The organism is Mesobacillus sp. S13 (genome assembly GCF_020422885.1).
Lineage (GTDB): Bacteria > Bacillota > Bacilli > Bacillales > Cytobacillaceae > Mesobacillus > Mesobacillus selenatarsenatis_A.
The window spans coordinates 110,265-130,044 of sequence record NZ_CP084622.1 but is presented as its reverse complement, the minus strand read 5'-3'; the positions used below and the strand labels follow the sequence as shown (position 1 = coordinate 130,044).

Genomic DNA, 19,780 nt, shown 5'->3' with positions numbered 1-19,780 from the left:
AAAAAGAAAAAGGGTTTTCACCTAAAAACCACATTTCCTGCAACGAACAATTATTTTGTTAGTTTTCCCTTAATGCCCAAAATTATACAACTTTCGATGAAAATAGCAATTGAAAAGGAAACTAATATATTGGCATTTTATAATATTAACATAGCGGTTTTCTCACGTCAACATTTAACAGATTTGAGAATAAAGTATCCTTTACTTTTCGCCTCAACCTCTACATCGCCAAAAAGTTCTTTCATTTTTTCCATCGCGGATGGCGCACCCTGCTTTTTCTGGATGACCACCCAAAGCTCTCCGCCTTCAGCTAAACGCTGAAAACTTTGCTCGAAAATATCATGAACTATCTTTTTGCCGGCCCGGATCGGCGGGTTGGTCAGGATTGCATTGAAACCTTCCTCCTCCACTGCATTAAGCCGGTCGCTTTCATAGATTTTCACATTGTCCACTTTGTTCTCGGACGCATTTTCTTTCGCAAGCATAATCGCTCTTTCATTTACATCCACCATGTGGACCATCGCTTCTGGATAGGCCCTGGCAATTGAAAGTCCGATTGGGCCATAGCCACAGCCAACATCAAGAATCAATCCGTCCGCTCTAGTTAGTTCGAACGTGTCAATTAATAATCTTGAACCAAAATCGACTTCCTTTTTCGAGAAAACACCACTGTCCGTCTTGAAGCGGAAGCTATTCCCCTTCAATTCGCTTTGCCATTTCACAGGGTTGCTGTCGGTACTGGGTTTGCGGGAGTAATAATGTTCAGTCAAAATATCTCACCTCCACGGGGACTCATTTGAAGAATGCGATCGCGGATTGCATTGCTACTGCGGTATTATAAACTTTTAAATATTAAAAAGCAAAATTTGAAACTAATAAAGCGAAAAAAAAGCCCGCTTTAGCAGCGAGCTTTTTATTGTAAGGTTGATTACTTAACTTCGACGTTAGCTCCAACTTCTTCAAGCTTAGCTTTGATTTCTTCAGCTTCTTCTTTAGAAACGCCTTCTTTAAGAGCTTTAGGAGCGTTGTCAACAACTTCCTTCGCTTCTTTAAGACCAAGTCCAGTGATTTCACGAACAACTTTGATAACCTTGATCTTCTGGTCGCCAGCAGATGCAAGAACTACGTCAAACTCAGTTTGTTCTTCAGCAGCGCCGCCTGCAGCAGCTCCACCCATCATTGCTACTGGTGCAGCAGCAGTAACGCCGAATTCTTCTTCGATTGCTTTTACTAGATCGTTAAGTTCTAAAACAGTCATATTTTTAACTGCTTCAATGATTTGTTCTTGAGTCATGATTTGTTTCCTCCTAATAGGTTAGTTTTTTATTGTTAAACAGTGATTATTTTTAACTTACGCGCCTTGCTCTTCTTTCTGTTCTGCAACAGCTTTTGCAGCAAGAGCAAGATTGCGGATTGGAGCTTGAAGTACGCTGAGTAGCATAGAAAGTAGACCTTCGCGAGACGGTAGGTCTGCAAGTGCCTTGATTTCTTCTACTGTAACGATGTTGCCTTCAACGACGCCTGCCTTGATTTCAAGGGCTTCATGTTTCTTAGCGAATTCGTTAAGAATCTTAGCTGGTGCAACTACATCTTCAGTACTGAACGCGATTGCGTTAGGACCAGTTAAAGATGTGTTTAAGCCAGCAAGTTCAGCAGCTTCAGCAGCACGGCGTGTCATTGAGTTTTTGTAAACTTTGAATTCAACACCAGCTTCACGAAGCTCCTTACGAAGTTCAGTTACTTCTGCAACTGTTAGTCCACGGTAATCAACAACGATAGTTGATTTGCTTTCTTTTAGTTTGCCAGCAATCTCGTCAACGATTTGCTTTTTCACTTCGATAATTGCGCTCATCCTTACACCTCCTGTAGATTTCTGCATTTATACCGATCAAATAAAAACCTCCGCATCAGTGCAGACGCGGAGGAAGTATACAATAGGAAATGTGTTGCTCTATCGTATGACCTCGGCAGGATATTAAGCAATAAGCCCCTGCTGTCTGCGGTACAAATGTTATTCTATTTTCACAACAAGAAGAATTATATCCAATCCTTCGTTGATTGTCAAATACTATTATTTTACAGTTGAAGGATCTACTTTAACGCCAGGTCCCATAGTAGTAGAGATCGTAACGTTTTTCATGTAAGTTCCTTTAGCTGCAGCTGGCTTAACCTTCATCATAGTTTCGAAGATTGTGTTGAAGTTTTCAACAAGCTTGTTGTCTTCGAAAGAAACTTTTCCGATAGGTACATGGATGTTACCAGACTTGTCAACGCGGTATTCTACTTTACCAGCCTTGATTTCGTTAACTGCTTTAGTTACATCGAATGTAACTGTGCCAGTCTTAGGGTTTGGCATTAAGCCTTTAGGTCCCAATACGCGACCAAGCTTACCAACTTCACCCATCATGTCAGGTGTAGCAACGATTACATCGAATTCGAACCAACCTTGTTGGATCTTGTTGATGTACTCTGCATCGCCAACATAGTCTGCGCCAGCAGCTTCTGCTTCTTTTAACTTTTCGCCTTTAGCGAATACTAGTACACGTTGAGTTTTACCAGTTCCGTTTGGAAGCACAACTGCTCCACGGATTTGCTGGTCAGCTTTCTTAGGGTCTACACCCAGACGGAAAGCAGCTTCAACTGTAGCGTCAAATTTAACTGTGCTTGTCTTTTTAGCAAGCTCAACTGCTTCAGCAGCTGTATATGCTTGAGAGCGATCTACAAGCTTAGCAGCTTCAAGATACTTTTTACCTTTTTTAGCCATTTTTATTTCCTCCTAAATTGTGGTTTTAACGGAATAACCTCCCACTTTGAAAAGCGGAGACGCGTTGGCACTTGGTCACGCGTCGGAGCTAGACAACGAAAGCGGTGGCACCTTTAACGGCACCAGAGCTCCAAAAGCGAAGGCGCCATAAAGGCGCCATTTCAGACAAAAGGTTGCGGGTGAAATCTAATTCAGCTCCGCAACCCATTCATCCTCTGCAGCAGAAATTAGTCTTCGATATTGATTCCCATGCTGCGTGCAGTACCTTCAACCATGCGCATTGCTGCTTCAACGCTAGCTGCGTTTAGGTCAGGCATTTTCTGTTCAGCAATCTCACGTACTTTCTCACGCTTGACTGTTGCTACTTTATTACGGTTTGGTTCACCAGAACCAGACTGGATTCCAGCTGCTACCTTCAAAAGAACTGCAGCAGGAGGAGTTTTCGTAATAAATGTAAATGAACGGTCCTCAAAAACCGTGATTTCGACAGGAATGATTAGTCCAGCTTGGTCAGCTGTACGAGCGTTAAACTCCTTACAGAATCCCATGATGTTAACACCGGCTTGACCTAGTGCAGGTCCAACTGGTGGTGCCGGATTGGCTTTACCAGCAGGGATTTGCAACTTAACCATCTTAATTACTTTTTTAGCCACGAGACACACCTCCTTAAAGTCCGTGATGTGGTAATAGGGGATTTTCCCCTCCCACTCATTTTAAAAGTCTTTATATGAAATAAAGAACTTGACATATATCTGTCAATCGTCCAAGACATACTGACCTATGAAATATTAACACTTTTTAAAGTTGATTTCAAGTTATTTCAGATTATAATTTTTCAATCTGTGAAAATTCAAGCTCAACCGGAGTATCACGGCCGAACATATTGACAAGAACTTTCAACTTGGCTTTGTCCTTATCGATCTCTTCAATTGTACCTGTGAAGTTCGCGAATGGCCCTTCGCTTACCTGAACCGTTTCACCAAGTTCGAAGTTGACATCAACCTTCTTCTCTTCCATACCCATGCGCTTGAGGATGAAAGTTGCTTCTTCAGGCAATAGCGGAGTTGGTTTAGAACCTGCACCAGCAGAGCCAACGAATCCAGTAACACCCGGCGTATTTCGGACCACATACCAGGAATCATCCGTCATGACCAGTTCTACTAGGACATAACCAGGGAAAGTCTTTCTCTTCACAACTTTCTTTTTACCATTTTTGAAATCTGTTTCTTCTTCTTCAGGTACGATCACACGGAAGATCTTATCTTGCATGCCCATTGTTTCAACACGCTTCTCAAGATTCGTCTTGACCTTGTTCTCATAGCCTGAGTAAGTATGCACTACATACCAATTCTTTTCCATCATCGAGGACTAATTCGTCCGTCCCTCCCCATTTCCAGACGCCCGGGCGTTACCGTATGTGTACACTGAAGCCCCGGCATTGAATGCGAATTTTTTTCAAGCAAATAAAAAACCCGTTATCCGGGCTTTTAAACTTGTCCTGCGTTTATATTTTCCATTATACCATGAGTACGTATTGGTTATTCAAGAATTATGCGAATCAATTCAGAAATACCAAGGTCTAACACTGCGAAGAATAGAGCGGCAAAAGCAACTGTAGACAGAACCGTAATCGTGTAGCGAGTCAGTTCTTTGCGTCTAGGCCAGCTGACCTTCCTCATTTCACGTCCAACTTCACTGAAAAAATTAGTGATGCGCTGCATTTTGTAACCTCCAACTTATCGGGATTCCATATGATGATCTATCTGAAAACCTTATTTCGTTTCCTTATGAACTGTATGGGCACCGCAGTTGCTGCAGTACTTTTTCAGCTCCAGTCGTTCTGTTTGCGTTTGCTTGTTGCTCGTTGTGGAATAATTGCGGGAACCGCATTCCTGACAAGCAAGAGTCACTTTGTTATTCATTGACACTCACACCCGCTTCAACAGGCTGATTTCAATCTGATGCCATGAAACCGCCATCTATTATATCTTTAAAAAGATACCACGGCTGATAGCTTGTGTCAATAATAGAAAAGCGTAAGCGCCTTGTTCTGCCCCGACAAGCGCTGGAGGGCCTGACAGTGAAGTCGTTCTTTGACTTCATTGGCAGGACCGAAGCGTCTCGAGCTGCTCAAAGCTAACGCTTCTCGCAAGATACTCGAAGAAGCCTCTCGAGGATGAAAACTGGCTAGGCGCTGGAGCTGGCCAATTATCTAAATGAAAAATTAATAATTTCATATACCAAAAAGTCAGTTTTGTGGCTATTTTGCGGCAATTCAGCCTACACCGACAGTTCTCTCAGCTCAAGATACCGCTCAAGCTTCCGCTTCACACGCTGAAGCGCATTGTCGATTGACTTGACATGGCGATTCAGCTCTTCGGAAATTTCCTGGTAGGATTGACCGTCCAAATATAATGCGAGCACTTTTCGCTCAAGATCACTAAGCAGCTCAGACATTTTCACTTCAATCTGGTCAAATTCTTCCTGATTGATAAATAACTCTTCGGGGTCCATCACTTTGGCTCCGGATAAAACATCCATCAGTGTCCTGTCCGATTCTTCATCATAAATCGGCTTGTCCAGGGAGACATAGGAGTTAAGCGGGATGTGTTTTTGCCTTGTGGCCGTCTTGATGGCCGTAATGATCTGACGGGTAATGCATAGTTCTGCAAATGCTTTGAATGATGTTAGCTTGTCCTCCCGGAAATCACGGATCGCTTTATATAGCCCGATCATTCCTTCCTGCACGATGTCCTCTTTATCTGCTCCAATCAGGAAATATGAACGTGCTTTCGCCCGGACAAAATTCCTGTATTTGTGAATCAGAAAATCAAGTGCATCACTTTCTCCTCTGTGAACTGCTTCTACAATTTCTTCATCTTCCAGCAATAAATAAGCGTCATTTAAACGATTCCCGATGTCAGCACTCATTTCGATCCCCCCGCCCGCACATACAGTTAGAAATATTATACAGCAGGCTTTTTTAAGGCGTCAACAGGTCATTGCTCTCCTCTGCGCCATTTTTCAAAAATTTCTGCCACTTCTTTTGTAAGCGGAATCTTGGCACTTGGCTTCTTTTCCTGGATTACTTTCACGCTTTTCTCGATTTTTTTGCTGATTAAATTTGTTTCATTAAGCAGCTCCCTCGCTGATTTCCTCAAGGCTCCCTGTCCAAAAATGGCCCATTGCTCAGTATAGTCAGAGGTGGCTACGTGAATCTGTGTTTTGCGGTTACTTAGGTCGATCGCCAGCCTTTCAATTCGTTCATCAGCTGTTTCATTTTCTTTTGTAAAAATAACTTCCACTTTATAATTTCTATATTTCTTTTGCGTTCCTGATACAAAATGAGCGTCAAAAACAATGATGACGCGATAGCCGGTATACGCCTGGTACTCTGCCATGATTTCCACCAGCCGGTCCCTGGCGGCGGAAAGCTCTTTCTTCTTCAAGCTGACCAGCTCCGGCCATGCGCCAATGATATTGTAGCCGTCAACAAGCAGGATATCCATCCCTATTCCCCTAATGGTTGTCGTTTACGATGGACTTCATACATCAGGAGTGCCGCAGCCACTGATGCATTCAAGGAAGTTACATGTCCAACCATTGGAAGGCTTAATAGAAAATCACATTTGTCCCTAATCAATCTTCCCATGCCTTTTCCCTCGCTGCCAATTACCAGGCCAAGAGGCAATGTTCCATCCATTTGACGAAAATCCTGTTTTGCCGATGCATCCGTTCCGGCTATCCAGACACCGCGTTCCTTCAATTCATCGATGGTCTGTGCCATATTCGTGACTCTCGCAACCGGAATATATTCGATTGCGCCTGTAGATAGTTTGGCTACTGTCGCGGTCAGCCCAACTGCTCGCCTCTTTGGAATGATGATCCCGTGTGCTCCCGAGGCATCCGCTGTCCTCATGATCGAGCCCAGGTTGTGGGGGTCTTCAATTTCATCGAGAAGCAAGAAGAAAGGTGCCTCATTTTTCTTTTCGGCTAAAGCGAACAAATCATCAATCTCTGCATATTCATACGCTGCAACCTGAGCGATGACACCCTGATGATTGCCATCAGCAAGCTGGTCGATCTTCTTCTTCGGAACGAATTGGACGATGACATTGGCTTCCTTCGCCATTCCGATGACTTGCTGCATCTGCCCGCTTTGCGAGCCCTCTGCAATCAAGATTTTGTTGATGTCACGCTCTGATTTCAAGGCTTCGATCACCGGATTCTTCCCGATTATGTAATCCTGGTTTTCGTTTTGTTCTTGAATTTGGTCAGGTTTTTGCCCTTGCTTCCGGTCACGTTTTGGCTCGCGTTTCTGGTCTTTCCTTGGCTCATGTTTTCTATCTCGCCTTGGCTCATGTTTTTGGTCATGTCTTGCCTCATGTTTCTGGTCCTGGCCTCTGGCTGTTCTGTTTTTAGGCTTATCATCCTGCCTTTGGCCCTGGTTCCGCGCCGGCTTCCGCTTTTTATCATCAACTGGCTTTTGCCTAGTATTCCGGTTCTGTTTCTGGCTCATGGAATCTTTCCTCCCTTCTATTCTTCAGCAAGTGCAAATATTGTGGAAATCAGTTCTTCTATCCGTTTCTCATCGCCTGCCAGATACAAAAAACCAATCAAGGCCTCAAAGGCTGTACTGTAACGGTATGTTTGGACATCGGTGTTTCTCGGGACAGATCCTGACTTTGCATTCCGGCCCCTTTTTACAATCGTTATTTCCGCTTCGGACAGCTTCTCCATTTCGATAAGCTTGTGAAGGTATTTCGCCTGCGATTTTGCCGAAACATAAGCGGTCGCTTCTTTATGCAGCTTGTTTGGCCGGACCTTGCCGCTTTGCAGCAGGTGATGCCGGACATACAGTTCATATACGGCATCACCCATGTAAGCAAGGGCAAGGCTATTCAATTGTTTTTCATCTACTTTGTGTTCGTAATGCAGCATCATTTAGCCTCTTTTCCATCTGATGCCTTGCGGAGTGTCTTCGATGATGATTTTCATTTCCTTCAGCTGGTCACGAATTTCATCCGCAAGCTGGAAATTCCTGTCCTTGCGTGCCTGTGTACGCTTTTCAATCAAGGCTTCGATCTCTTCGTCAAGCAATTCTTCGTCTTTTAACGAGAGGCCGAGAACTTCGAACAATGTCTCAAATTCATTCATGAATGCATGGATGACTTCCTCGGAAGTGTTTTTCTCCATCAAGTACAGATTGGATAGCTTCGAAAGCTCAAACAGGGTGGATACTCCATTGGCTGTGTTGAAGTCATCATCCATATCCTTGATGAATTGCTCACGAAGACCGGCGATTTTATCCATCCATTCCTGGTTATCATCGGTAAGGTTCGCGCTTGCTCCAAGGCGGTGCTTCAGGTTTTGATAAGAAGTCTTCAAACGATCGAAGGCAGCCTTGGTCTTTTCAAGCAGCTCCTGGCTGTAGTTGATCGGATTCCGGTAATGAACTGAAATCATGAAAAATCTTAATACCTGGGGATCAACTTGTTTAATGATGTCATGCACTGTGACAAAATTGCCAAGTGACTTGGACATCTTTTCATTATCAATATTGATGTATCCATTATGCATCCAGTAGCGGGCAAATGTCTTTCCTGTCAAAGCCTCTGACTGGGCGATTTCATTTTCATGGTGCGGGAAAGCGAGATCCTGTCCGCCAGCATGGATATCAATTGTATCTCCAAGATATTCGCGGGCCATTGCCGAGCACTCAATATGCCAGCCTGGACGGCCTTTTCCCCAAGGACTATCCCAGGAAATCTCGCCTTCTTTAGCCGATTTCCATAGCACAAAATCAAGCGCGTCCTGCTTCTTTTCGCCCACCTGAATCCTCGCTCCAACTTTCAGCTCTTCGATGGATTGATGGGAAAGCTTGCCGTATTCTTTAAATTCTCTCGTGCGATAGTACACGTCTCCGCCTGATTCATAGGCAAAGCCCTTTTCAATCAACGCGCTGATGAATTCAATAATCAGATCCATGGTTTCCGTTACCCTAGGGTGAGCATCAGCTGTCTTGCAGCCAAGTGCGTGAACATCATCAAAATAGGCGTTGATGAAACGTTGGGCAATTGTCGGTACGTCTTCACCTAGTTCATTCGCTGCTTTGATCAGCTTGTCATCGACATCAGTGAAGTTCGAAACAAAGCGGACATCATAGCCGCGGAATTCAAGATAGCGGCGGACCGTATCGAAAACGATCGCCGGACGGGCATTGCCAATGTGGATATAGTTATAGACGGTAGGACCGCAAACATACATTTTCACTTTTCCCTCTTCTAAGGGGATAAACTCTTCCTTATTTCGAGTGAGTGTATTATAAATTTTAATTCCCATTTTCCATGCCCCTTCCCTGCTTGGCAGCTTCAAGTTCTTCATGTAATTTGACTAATTCAAGTTCTTTTTTCAATTTCACTAATTCCATTTCGATTTCCTGACATCGATCCGCCACAGGATCCGGCAGATCGCGATGATTGAAATCCTTTTTGACTCTGACGCCGTCCTGGATGACGATTTTGCCCGGGATGCCGACAACAGTGGAGTTCGGAGGAACATCTTTCAGGACAACAGATCCTGCGCCCACTTTAGAATTCTCCCCAATCGTAATCGAACCTAAAACCTTAGCCCCGGTCGCAATCAAGGCATTATCTTTTACCGTCGGGTGGCGTTTGCCTTTTTCTTTGCCCGTACCGCCCAGGGTCACTCCCTGGAACACCGTCACATTATCACCAATCTCACACGTTTCGCCAATGACGACCCCCATTCCATGGTCGATGAAAAAACGTCTGCCAATCTTGGCTCCCGGATGGATTTCTACCCCCGTGAAAAACCGGCTGATTTGCGATATAGCCCTTGCGATAAAATAAAACTTCCGCTTGTAAAAAGCATGTGCGAAACGATGGGCCCATATCGCGTGCAGGCCTGCGTAGGTCAAGACCACTTCCAGCGCGCTCCTGGCGGAAGGATCCTGATCAAAAACAACATCTATGTCTTCCTTCATCATCTTAAACATGGTGAAATCCTCCTTCTTTTAAAAATACATTCTAGTCATTGCTCAATAATGAGCACCTTTAAAGCTGACATTGGGTTATAGCCTTACTATTTGGGATTTATGTGACCGTATCTCAACGTCTCGTTTTTTTCGGGCACATATTCCTTGTTTATGTGACCGTAATCTCTTTGTGCCGGCTTTTTGGGGCACATACCCTAACTTGCCTGCCAGTACACATATAAAAAAGCGCCCCTGTCGTATACGACAGAGACGCTTGGTATGCGCGGTTCCACTCTGTTTAGGCTGCCTTTGAAACGGCATAACCTCAACTTTCACCTGTTAACGGGAGGTCCCGCCCGATACTACTCAGGCACTGATGGCCTTTTCGCAAAGGGACTCCGAGGCGCATTTCGAAAAATGAGAGGCCTGAACCACTTTCAGCCGGTGATGGTTCTCTCTAAAAAGCGTCATCTTACTACTTTTCCTCTTCAACACTTTGGTTTTATAGAATTACTCTTACTATATTACATTTTTTAGTTTCTGTTAACTAAAAGAGCTTAAAAAGTTATTAGCCCAATAGTTTTTGGACTCTTTCCTTGACCTTGTCTTTACCGATCAGTTCCATCGCAAGCATCAGGTCCGGTCCATGTGTCTGGCCTGTCGCCGCCGCACGTATTGGCATGAACAGCTTCTGGCCTTTATGGCCTGTGCCCTTTTGGACTGACTTCACCGCTGCCTTGATTCCATCCGCCTTGAATTCTTCAAGCTGATCGATTTCACCGAGGAACGCATTCAGCACTTCAGGGACCTGCTCGCCCGCAAGAACTTCTTTTGCTTCTTCATCATAGTTTACCTCATCGCGGAAAAATAAATCCGACATCTCGACGATTTCCGCTCCGAAACTCATTTTATCATGGTACAGGGAAATGAGGCCGCGAACCCAGGCATCTTCTTCCGCTGAACGGCTCTCGCTGACCTTTCCAGCTTTGATGAGATGTGGAAGTGAAAGCTCAACTACCCTGTCAAGGTCTGCTTTTTTCATATATTGATTGTTCATCCAGGCTAGCTTCTGCTGGTCAAAGAGTGCAGGAGATTTTGAAAGTCTGGCAGGGTCAAAAATCTCGATGAACTCATCCTTTGAATAAATCTCCTCTTCACCAGATGGAGACCATCCAAGCAATGTTATGAAGTTGAACAAAGCTTCTGGAAGATATCCAAGCTCCTCGTACTGCTCGATGAACTGGATGATCGATTCATCACGCTTGCTCAGCTTCTTGCGGCTTTCGTTGACAATCAGTGTCATATGTCCGAACACCGGCGGCTCCCAGCCAAGTGCTTCATAAATCACAAGCTGCTTCGGTGTATTGGAGATGTGATCATCCCCGCGAAGAACGTGGGAAATCTTCATCAGATGGTCATCGACGACAACCGCATAATTATAAGTCGGTGTGCCGTCTTTTTTAACGATGACAAAGTCACCCATCCCGTCTGATTCAAAGCTCACGTCGCCCTTTACCATATCATCGAACTTCAGGATCTGCCCTGCAGGCACCTTGAAGCGAAGGCTCGGCTGGCGTCCTTCTTTTTCAAACTGCTCCTTCTGTTCTGCTGTCAGGTTGCGGCAGCGTCCGGAATATTGAGGCGTCTCATTTCGGGCAGACTGCTCTTCGCGCTCCGCCTCCAGTTCTTCCTCTGTGCAGTAGCACTTATAGGCATGGCCTTTTTCAAGAAGCTCCTGATTGTATTGCTCATAGATGTGGTTACGCTCTGATTGGCGGTATGGTCCGTATTCGCCGCCCACATCAACGCTCTCATCCCAGTCGATCCCAAGCCACTGAAGGTACTTCAATTGGCTTTGCTCTCCGCCTTCGATATTTCGTTTTTTATCTGTATCTTCAATGCGGATGATGAACTTTCCGCCTCTGTTGCGTGCGAATAGATAATTGAATAATGCAGTACGGGCATTCCCGATATGTAAATGTCCAGTCGGACTCGGGGCATAACGCACCCGGATATCTGATGACATAGTGAATCCTCCTCTAATATAGCTGTTCATTATTGTATCATTATCGATATATAAAGCGGAAGTAGCACCGAATTTATTTCTCAGTCTGCTTCAGCAACACGGTTGCCTGAGAAGCTATGCCTTCTCCCCGTCCCGGGAATCCCAGCTTTTCTGTTGTCGTCGCCTTGACGTTCACCTGGTCGGAATTCCCTTCAAGCAGCCCTGCAATCCTTTCACGCATGGATTCAATATGCGGTGCCATTTTGGGTTGCTGGGCGATGATCGTGCAGTCGATGTTAACAAGCTCGTATCCTTTTTCCTTTACAATCTTCCACACATGCTCAAGCAATTTAGCTGAATCGGCGTCCTTGAATTCAGGGTCAGTATCCGGGAAATGTCTGCCGATATCCCCTTCGCCGATTGCTCCAAGACATGCATCAGCTACTGTATGTAGAAGCACATCGGCATCTGAGTGCCCAAGCAGTCCTTTTTCATATGGAATCGTGATTCCGCCAATGATCAGCGGCCTGCCCTCCGTCAATTGATGTACATCGAAACCTTGTCCAATACGAAACATAGTGAATTACTCCTTTTAAAATTAGGCTGTTTATATATTCTCTTAAACACTGGATTCTTTTCGTTTCCGCAAAATCGCTTCTGCGAAATATAAATCTTCTGGTGTTGTCAGCTTAATATTATCATAGTCCCCTTCGATGATGCTGACTGGATGCGGGATTCGTTCGACAAGGCTTGATTCATCTGTACCAATGAATTGTTCCCTCATTGCCTTGTTATGCGCCTCAAGCAATACGGAAGCGCGGAAAGCCTGCGGAGTCTGGACTGCCCATAAGCTTGAACGCTCAACTGTTTCGGCTACCGTACCGTCCACCGCTTTCTTGATTGTATCTTTAACAGGAACAGCCACGATTGCCCCGCCATCTTTGCTTGCTGCCTCCACAAGTTTGTGGATTGTTTCCATTTTTATGAATGGGCGGGCAGCGTCATGGACGAGCACGATCCCATCCAGGGAATGGACGGCTTTCAGACCGTTATAGACACTGTCCTGGCGTTCCTTTCCGCCATTGACCAGTGATGATACCTTATGTATACCATACTCGTTCAATAAAGACTTGAACTGTTGCTCATCATTCGGACTGATGGCGAGAATGATGCCAGTGCATTCAGCATCTGCTTCAAACACCCTGAGTGTATGGATCAGGATCGGTACACCTTCCAATGTGAGCAGCAATTTATTCTTTCCTGCTCCCATCCTCTTTCCCTGACCCGCAGCAGGAATGATAACCTGATAAGGCATGATGAAAACTCCTTTAGTTTCTGCTTTTACAATATAACAACACTTTAACATATAAACGGGCAGTCGAGGCCCTGCTTCACGCCTTCAGGGAATCCATGAAGGAAGCGGGAATCAACTGCCCATATAGGCTTGATCCATTCGGAATGGATCAACTGATTATGCTTTTTTCCAACTGTTTTGGCTTTGCGAAAATCATCCTGCCAGCTGATGTTTGCAACACACTTGTCACAAGCACATCAATGCGCTTTCCGATATAATCACGGCCTTCTTCGACGACGATCATTGTGCCGTCATCCAGGTAAGCAATGCCCTGATTATGTTCCTTGCCATCCTTGATTACCTGGATGCTCAATTCTTCTCCAGGAAGGACGACTGGTTTCACCGCATTGGCAAGGTCATTGATATTCAGGACAGCAACCTTCTGCAATTCACACACTTTGTTCAGATTGAAATCATTTGTGACAACAACACCATTTGTCAGCTTTGCCAGCTTCACAAGCTTGCTGTCGACTTCCTGGATATCATCAAAATCACCTTCGTAAATTTCAACCTTAATCTTAAGTTCCTTTTGAATACGGTTAAGGATGTCCAATCCGCGGCGCCCGCGATTTCGCTTCAACACGTCAGATGAATCAGCAATATGCTGTAATTCTTCCAGGACAAATTGCGGAATGACAATGGTCCCTTCAAGGAATCCAGTCTGGCAGATATCTGCCACCCTGCCATCAATAATCACACTTGTATCGAGAATCTTCCACTCTCTTGCACGACTTTCCTTTTCCACTTCTTCTTCAGTGCCCTTTTTCTTTGAGCGTGAAAATAAACCCAGCAGTTCATCTCGCTTTTTGAAACCGACCTGGAAACCAAGATAACCAAATAAAAGTGTCAGGAGCGTCGGTGCAACTGTATTCACAACAGGCACCTGGATTGCATTAAGGGCAAATCCAACTAAGAATGCCACCAGCAAACCAAAGAAGAGGCCAACACTTCCAAACAGGACGTCAGTTATCGGTGCCTTGATCAGTGACTCTTCAGCCCACTTCACAAAATTGGTCACAGGATCTACAGCCCAAAAAGTAAGAAGATAAAAAATAAGTGCGCCTAAAACAGCAGTAACATAAGGATTATTGATGAGAGTCATGTCTCCCGCGTTCATTAATGATAATAAATCAGGAATTAAGAATATACCAAGCGTTCCCCCGATAATCAGGAAGCAGGCTTGAATGATACGTCTTAACATCCTTTCACCTCCTTTTAATCATTATAAACAACTTCCAAAATTTGAAACCCTCGTAATCAAACATTTTCTTTAAAATAAACATCCAAATGATTATACGATTTTACCATGGCAAAGGTTACGGATTTTGTACAAATAAAATCACAATACAGTAAGATTGACATAATCCTAATAGGAGTAAATCTCTTCTTTAACGTAGCACCAGGGCATGTTGGTGTCAATTAAAAGCAGGCCGCCAATGTTTGGGATTACATTTGACGGTCTGCCATCAGCTGGTCCCTGATGAGTTTGAAGCCTTCCTTGATTTTCCGCGCTCTTACCTCACCAATGCCCTCTACATCGTCCAGCTCTGCGACGGAAGCTGCAATCATTTTGGTGAATTTGCCAAAACGTTTGATCAAATTCTCCGTGATGATCATCGGCAGACGCGGAATCTTATTCAGCATCCGATAACCTCTAGGACAGATAAACTCATCCATATGCACATATCCCTGATGGCCGAGCAGCTTGAGGATGGCTGAATCCTCGATGACTCCGGCTTTTGAAAGTTCCTGGAACCGGGCCATCACAACATCTGCCCTTACTTCCTGTTCCGCAGAATAATCTTTGATGACAAGCAATGCTTCCCTTTCCATTTCGGATAACAGTTCCTGCATTTGCAGACGGATCAGCCGCCCTTCTAATCCAAGTTCACTCAAATACGTCAAAAGCTCCGTTTTGATTCTCAGCACCATTTCAAAGCGATGGATCACCTGAAGCAAGTCATTATAGGTTACAAGATCTTCAAACTCGAGGATTCCCAGGTTGGTGATGCTTTGTTCAAGCACGACCTTATACTTTTCCAACGTCTGGATGGCCTGGTTCGCCTTCGTTAGGATAACCCCGATTTCCTGCATGGCATAACGAAGGTTCCCCTGATACAGGGTGATGACATTCCTTCGCTGGGAAATCGCGATGACGAGTGCTTTTGTTTGCCTCGCCACCCGTTCCGCTGTCCTGTGCCTCATCCCTGTCTCAGTCGAGGGTACTCCCGTATCCGGCGCTAACTGGGCGTTGGCGAATAATATTTTGCTGCCAGTCTCGTTTAAGATGATCGCGCCATCCATCTTCGCCAGTTCATAAAGATAGCTGGGACTGAACCTGCAGTTGATTTCAAATCCGCCATCCACCAGGTTTTTGACCTTTTCATTGTATCCAAACACAATCAATCCGCCTGTCTTGGCCCGGAGCACATTATCGATTCCAGCCCTTAGAGGTGTACCTGGAGCGATAAATTGAAGGATTTCACCTAACTCTTGTTCCTCAAGCTCTCTATGTTCCAATCCATCAACCCCCTAAGGTGACTTTTAATGCATGGCTGACCGATGATACCCCGATAAGCTCCACTCCCCTTGGCGGTGTCCATCCACCAAGATTATTCTCCGGTAAAATAATTCTTTCAAAGCCAAGCTTCGCGGCTTCCTGGACGCGCTGTTCAATCCTAGAGACCCTCCTGACTTCACCTGTCAGGCCTACCTCGCCGATGATGCAGTCCGAAGCGCGAGTCGGTTTATCCCTGAAGCTTGAAGCAATGCTGACTGCCACCGCAAGGTCAATCGCCGGTTCATCCAGCTTCACTCCGCCGGCGACCTTCAAATAAGCATCCTGATTAGCCAGCAGCAAACCGACACGCTTCTCCAGCACGGCCATCAGCAGCGATACACGATTATGGTCGATACCGGTAGCCATTCGCCTCGGATTCCCAAAGCTCGTTGGCGAAATCAGCGCCTGGATTTCAACCAATACAGGCCGCGTTCCTTCCATAGAAGCCACAACCGTTGAACCGGAAGCTCCCTGGGATCTTTCCTCTAAAAAAATCTCTGATGGGTTTGCCACTTCTTCCAGTCCGACTTCCTTCATTTCAAAAATACCCATTTCATTTGTCGACCCAAATCGGTTTTTTACAGCCCGGAGGATTCGATACGTATGGTGCCTCTCGCCTTCAAAATAAAGTACGGTGTCGACCATATGCTCCAGAAGTCTTGGTCCTGCAATGGACCCTTCCTTCGTAACATGCCCGACAATAAAAATCGCAATTCCCTTTGTTTTTGCAATCCTCATTAACTCTGCTGTACATTCCCTTACTTGTGACACGCTCCCTGGAGCGGAGGTCACTTCCGGATGGAAAATGGTTTGGATTGAATCCACAATAACAAAGTCAGGATTGCTGTTTTCGATCGTAAGACTGATTTCATGCAGGTTTGTTTCCGAATATACAAGCAGATTATCCGATGTTACACCAAGCCGATCCGCGCGCAGTTTCGTTTGCCTCATCGACTCCTCACCAGAAATATAAAGGACTGAATGAGCCTTTTTAGCCAGCTGGTAAGAGACCTGCAGCAATAAGGTCGATTTCCCAATACCCGGGTCCCCGCCAATCAGCACAAGTGACCCTCTGACTACCCCGCCTCCAAGTACACGGTTCAACTCATTCAAGTCTGTTGTAATGCGCGGCTCGCTTACTGTTTCAATACTGGTGATAGGAGTGGCCTTTGCGGCAACACCCGTATTTCCTGTATTGGCAAACGCACCTCTTCTTGTCGATCCAGTGCTTTCCACTTCCTCGACCATCTTATTCCATTGCCCGCAACCCGGACATTTTCCCATCCATTTCGGAGATTCATAGCCACATTCCTGGCACATGAATTTTGTTTTTCTTTTTGCCATTTTCTTAGCCTCTCAATAAAAAAAGTTATTATCTTTATAATAAAGCCAAACAAGTAATAAAAGAAATGATAGCGACTGATGTGGGTATGTAATTTTTTGCAGCACATTGTTTACTTAAAATTATGTTCATATCCAGATGATGCGATTCCAACTATTTTAGAATGAAGATTTGGGCTTTACGAATACGAAATTGCATCCGGCATTTTTATGCAATGTGGCAAATTTTTGAGGGGGATATTGATAATATTCTCTTTTAGTAAAAAAGGGGTACACGTATTTGTACGTATACCCCTTTTGTTTACTTGTTAAGCCATTTTAAGCTTTTGCCGTTTTTTCTGGAGCCTTGACAACGAATTCGCCATTTTCAACATCTATTACGACATTTTGTCCAGTGAGGACGGTTCCCTTGAGCAATTCTTCAGACAGCTGGTCTTCGATATGCTTTTGGATCGCCCTGCGTAACGGACGTGCGCCGTATTCCGGATCATAACCTTCCTCCGAAATCTTCTCTTTAGCCGCATCTGTCAGCTCTAGCGTGATTTCCTGCTCCTTCAAGCGCTTCACAAGCTGGTCGGACATCAATGTAACGATTTCTTTCAGATGTGGCTTTTCAAGCGCATGGAAGACAATAATCTCATCGATACGGTTCAGGAACTCAGGACGGAATGCTTTTTTCAGCTCCTCCATCACTTTGCCCTTCATATCTTTGTAATCCTGTTCTCCATCCTGGATATTGAAGCCGACATATTTATTCCGCTTCAACGCCTCTGCTCCTACATTGGACGTCAGGATCATGATGGTATTGCGGAAATCGACTGTCCGGCCTTTAGAGTCAGTCAAACGGCCATCCTCAAGCACCTGCAGCAGAATATTGAACACGTCTGGATGCGCTTTTTCAATCTCATCCAGCAGAATAACGGAATATGGCTTTCTGCGTACCTTTTCAGTCAATTGGCCGCCTTCATCGTATCCAACATAGCCCGGAGGTGAACCAACAAGACGTGAAGTTGAATGCTTTTCCATGTACTCTGACATATCGACGCGGATCATCGCATCTTCATCGCCAAACATGGACTCCGCAAGCGCTCTCGCTAATTCCGTTTTACCTACACCTGTTGGTCCAAGGAAGATGAAAGAACCAATTGGACGTTTCGGATCCTTCAGGCCTGCACGAGCACGTCTTACTGCCTTGGATACAGCTTTTACAGCTTCGTCCTGGCCGATGACACGTGAGTGTAGGATTTCTTCCAGGTTCAGAAGTTTATCTGTTTCTGTTTGCGCTAGCTTGGATACAGGGATATTCGTCCAGCTTGATACCACATGCGCGATATCTTCCACTGTCACTTCACTGTTCTCCTTGCCCTGCTTTTCTTTCCACGACTTCTTCGTATTTTCCAGCTGTTCACGGAGACGCTGTTCTGTATCCCTTAATGAAGCAGCCTTTTCAAACTCCTGGCTTTGTACAGAAGCGTCCTTCTCCTTGCGAACTTCCTCCAGCTTCACCTCAAGCTCCTTAAGGTTTGGCGGAGTTGTATAGGAACGCAGGCGAACCTTCGAACCAGCTTCATCAATTAAGTCAATTGCTTTATCCGGCAGGAACCGGTCAGAAATGTAACGATCTGATAATTTTACTGCTGCTTCAATTGCTTCATCCGTAATGGATACCCTGTGGTGAGCCTCATAGCGGTCACGAAGCCCTTTTAAAATTTGTACGGACTCCTCAGCCGTTGGCTCATCTACAGTGATTGGCTGGAAGCGTCGTTCAAGTGCAGCATCTTTTTCGATGTATTTACGGTATTCATCCAATGTTGTCGCACCGATACACTGCAGTTCACCGCGAGCCAATGAAGGCTTCAGGATATTGGACGCGTCGATCGCACCCTCCGCGCCACCAGCACCGATCAGTGTATGAAGCTCATCGATGAAAAGAATGATATTTCCGGCCTGACGAATTTCGTCCATGACCTTTTTCAAGCGGTCCTCAAATTCTCCGCGATATTTAGTTCCTGCAACCACCGTTCCCATATCAAGCGTCATGACACGCTTATCACGCAGGATTTCCGGCACCTCATTATTGACGATTTGCTGTGCCAATCCTTCCGCAATCGCTGTTTTACCAACCCCTGGCTCCCCAATCAATACCGGGTTGTTCTTCGTCCGGCGGCTTAGCACTTCAATGACACGCTGGATTTCCTTGCTTCGGCCGATGACCGGGTCAAGGCTGCCTTCCCTGGCGATTGCCGTTAAGTCTCTTGCCAGGCTATCAAGTGTCGGCGTATTGGCATTAGCCGTTCCGCCTCCCTGATGTCCGGAAGTTTCATTGCTGCCTAGAAGCTGAAGAACTTGCTGGCGTGCTTTGTTGAGGCTGACACCAAGATTGTTCAATACTCTTGCAGCCACGCCCTCTCCCTCACGAATCAATCCAAGGAGGATATGTTCTGTGCCAACATAGGAATGGCCCAACTTCCTTGCCTCATCCATAGAAAGCTCGATGACCTTCTTTGCTCTAGGTGTATAGTGAATCGTCTGGGAAGTTTCCTGTCCGCGGCCAATCAGATTCTCAACTTCCTTCTGGATTTTCTCCGCTCCTAGACCAAGTCCGTAAAGTGCCTTTGCCGCAATGCCCTCACCTTCACGCACCAGGCCAAGTAAGATGTGTTCTGTGCCGATATTGTTATGTCCAAGGCGGATTGCCTCTTCCTGTGCGAGTGCCAATACTTTTTGTGCTCTCTCGGTAAATCGTCCAAACATCATAA

At 45.4% G+C, this 19,780-nt stretch carries 21 protein-coding genes and 1 other annotated feature; all 21 genes read right to left on the bottom strand.

From position 1 onward, the window contains the following. Positions 1-167: 167 nt before the first annotated feature. The 21 genes from LGO15_RS00680 to clpC all read right to left on the bottom strand — a co-directional run bounded on the left by LGO15_RS00680 (position 168) and on the right by clpC (position 19,778). Positions 168-770 carry a class I SAM-dependent methyltransferase gene (locus tag LGO15_RS00680; RefSeq protein WP_226086353.1) on the bottom strand — a complete coding sequence of 201 codons (603 nt, stop codon included), beginning with the start codon at positions 768-770 and terminating at the stop codon, positions 168-170. Positions 771-928: 158 nt separating this feature from the next. Further along, positions 929-1,294, bottom strand: a complete 366-nt coding sequence (rplL, locus tag LGO15_RS00675) for a 50S ribosomal protein L7/L12 (protein WP_167834087.1) — start codon at positions 1,292-1,294, stop codon at positions 929-931. Between the two features lie 57 nt (positions 1,295-1,351). After that, positions 1,352-1,852: a 50S ribosomal protein L10 gene (rplJ, locus tag LGO15_RS00670; RefSeq protein WP_167834086.1), complete on the bottom strand. Its 501-nt coding sequence runs from the start codon at positions 1,850-1,852 to the stop codon at positions 1,352-1,354. Positions 1,853-1,884: 32 nt separating this feature from the next. Beyond that, positions 1,885-2,021: a sequence feature (ribosomal protein L10 leader region), on the bottom strand. 50 nt (positions 2,022-2,071) lie between these two features. After that, positions 2,072-2,764: a 50S ribosomal protein L1 gene (gene rplA, locus LGO15_RS00665; protein WP_167834085.1), complete on the bottom strand. Its 693-nt coding sequence runs from the start codon at positions 2,762-2,764 to the stop codon at positions 2,072-2,074. Between the two features lie 227 nt (positions 2,765-2,991). Then, on the bottom strand, positions 2,992-3,417 hold the full coding sequence (gene rplK / locus LGO15_RS00660) for a 50S ribosomal protein L11 (RefSeq protein WP_142999694.1): 426 nt from the start codon (positions 3,415-3,417) through the stop codon (positions 2,992-2,994). Between the two features lie 172 nt (positions 3,418-3,589). Continuing rightward, a complete protein-coding gene (nusG, locus tag LGO15_RS00655; RefSeq protein ID WP_167834131.1) occupies positions 3,590-4,123 on the bottom strand; it encodes a transcription termination/antitermination protein NusG in 534 nt (177 codons plus the stop codon). 179 nt (positions 4,124-4,302) lie between these two features. Beyond that, complete coding sequence (secE, locus tag LGO15_RS00650; protein WP_167834084.1) at positions 4,303-4,485, bottom strand: preprotein translocase subunit SecE; 183 nt, start codon at positions 4,483-4,485, stop codon at positions 4,303-4,305. Between the two features lie 51 nt (positions 4,486-4,536). Next, positions 4,537-4,686 carry a 50S ribosomal protein L33 gene (gene rpmG / locus LGO15_RS00645; protein WP_079504286.1) on the bottom strand — a complete coding sequence of 50 codons (150 nt, stop codon included), beginning with the start codon at positions 4,684-4,686 and terminating at the stop codon, positions 4,537-4,539. Between the two features lie 358 nt (positions 4,687-5,044). After that, positions 5,045-5,695: an RNA polymerase sporulation sigma factor SigH gene (gene sigH / locus LGO15_RS00640; protein ID WP_079504287.1), complete on the bottom strand. Its 651-nt coding sequence runs from the start codon at positions 5,693-5,695 to the stop codon at positions 5,045-5,047. A gap of 68 nt (positions 5,696-5,763) precedes the next feature. Beyond that, entirely contained in the window at positions 5,764-6,273 is a 510-nt protein-coding gene (locus LGO15_RS00635; RefSeq protein ID WP_167834083.1) for an NYN domain-containing protein, read from the bottom strand. A 2-nt stretch (positions 6,274-6,275) separates the two neighbouring features. Then, positions 6,276-7,034 (bottom strand): 23S rRNA (guanosine(2251)-2'-O)-methyltransferase RlmB, encoded by a 759-nt coding sequence (gene rlmB / locus LGO15_RS00630; protein WP_226087788.1) that lies wholly within the window; start codon positions 7,032-7,034, stop codon positions 6,276-6,278. A gap of 266 nt (positions 7,035-7,300) precedes the next feature. Further along, the gene (locus tag LGO15_RS00625; RefSeq protein WP_226087787.1) at positions 7,301-7,705 is read right to left on the bottom strand and encodes a Mini-ribonuclease 3; all 405 of its coding nucleotides are present in this window, start codon (positions 7,703-7,705) and stop codon (positions 7,301-7,303) included. Positions 7,706-7,708: 3 nt separating this feature from the next. Further along, positions 7,709-9,106, bottom strand: coding sequence for a cysteine--tRNA ligase (cysS, locus tag LGO15_RS00620; protein ID WP_226086352.1), 1,398 nt, complete (start codon positions 9,104-9,106; stop codon positions 7,709-7,711). Continuing rightward, positions 9,096-9,782, bottom strand: coding sequence for a serine O-acetyltransferase (gene cysE, locus LGO15_RS00615; protein ID WP_226086351.1), 687 nt, complete (start codon positions 9,780-9,782; stop codon positions 9,096-9,098). Before cysE ends, cysS begins: the two co-directional genes overlap by 11 nt. Before the next feature lie 547 nt (positions 9,783-10,329). After that, on the bottom strand, positions 10,330-11,787 hold the full coding sequence (gene gltX / locus LGO15_RS00610; protein WP_226086350.1) for a glutamate--tRNA ligase: 1,458 nt from the start codon (positions 11,785-11,787) through the stop codon (positions 10,330-10,332). 73 nt (positions 11,788-11,860) lie between these two features. Next, positions 11,861-12,343: a 2-C-methyl-D-erythritol 2,4-cyclodiphosphate synthase gene (gene ispF / locus LGO15_RS00605; protein WP_226086349.1), complete on the bottom strand. Its 483-nt coding sequence runs from the start codon at positions 12,341-12,343 to the stop codon at positions 11,861-11,863. Positions 12,344-12,385: 42 nt separating this feature from the next. Continuing rightward, positions 12,386-13,081: a 2-C-methyl-D-erythritol 4-phosphate cytidylyltransferase gene (ispD, locus tag LGO15_RS00600; RefSeq protein WP_226086348.1), complete on the bottom strand. Its 696-nt coding sequence runs from the start codon at positions 13,079-13,081 to the stop codon at positions 12,386-12,388. Between the two features lie 148 nt (positions 13,082-13,229). Beyond that, positions 13,230-14,321, bottom strand: coding sequence for a PIN/TRAM domain-containing protein (locus LGO15_RS00595; RefSeq protein ID WP_167834078.1), 1,092 nt, complete (start codon positions 14,319-14,321; stop codon positions 13,230-13,232). 245 nt (positions 14,322-14,566) lie between these two features. Further along, positions 14,567-15,640: a DNA integrity scanning diadenylate cyclase DisA gene (gene disA, locus LGO15_RS00590; protein WP_226086347.1), complete on the bottom strand. Its 1,074-nt coding sequence runs from the start codon at positions 15,638-15,640 to the stop codon at positions 14,567-14,569. A gap of 4 nt (positions 15,641-15,644) precedes the next feature. After that, entirely contained in the window at positions 15,645-17,024 is a 1,380-nt protein-coding gene (gene radA / locus LGO15_RS00585) for a DNA repair protein RadA (RefSeq protein WP_167834076.1), read from the bottom strand. Positions 17,025-17,339: 315 nt separating this feature from the next. Then, positions 17,340-19,778, bottom strand: a complete 2,439-nt coding sequence (gene clpC, locus LGO15_RS00580) for an ATP-dependent protease ATP-binding subunit ClpC (protein ID WP_167834075.1) — start codon at positions 19,776-19,778, stop codon at positions 17,340-17,342. Positions 19,779-19,780 lie beyond the last annotated feature (2 nt).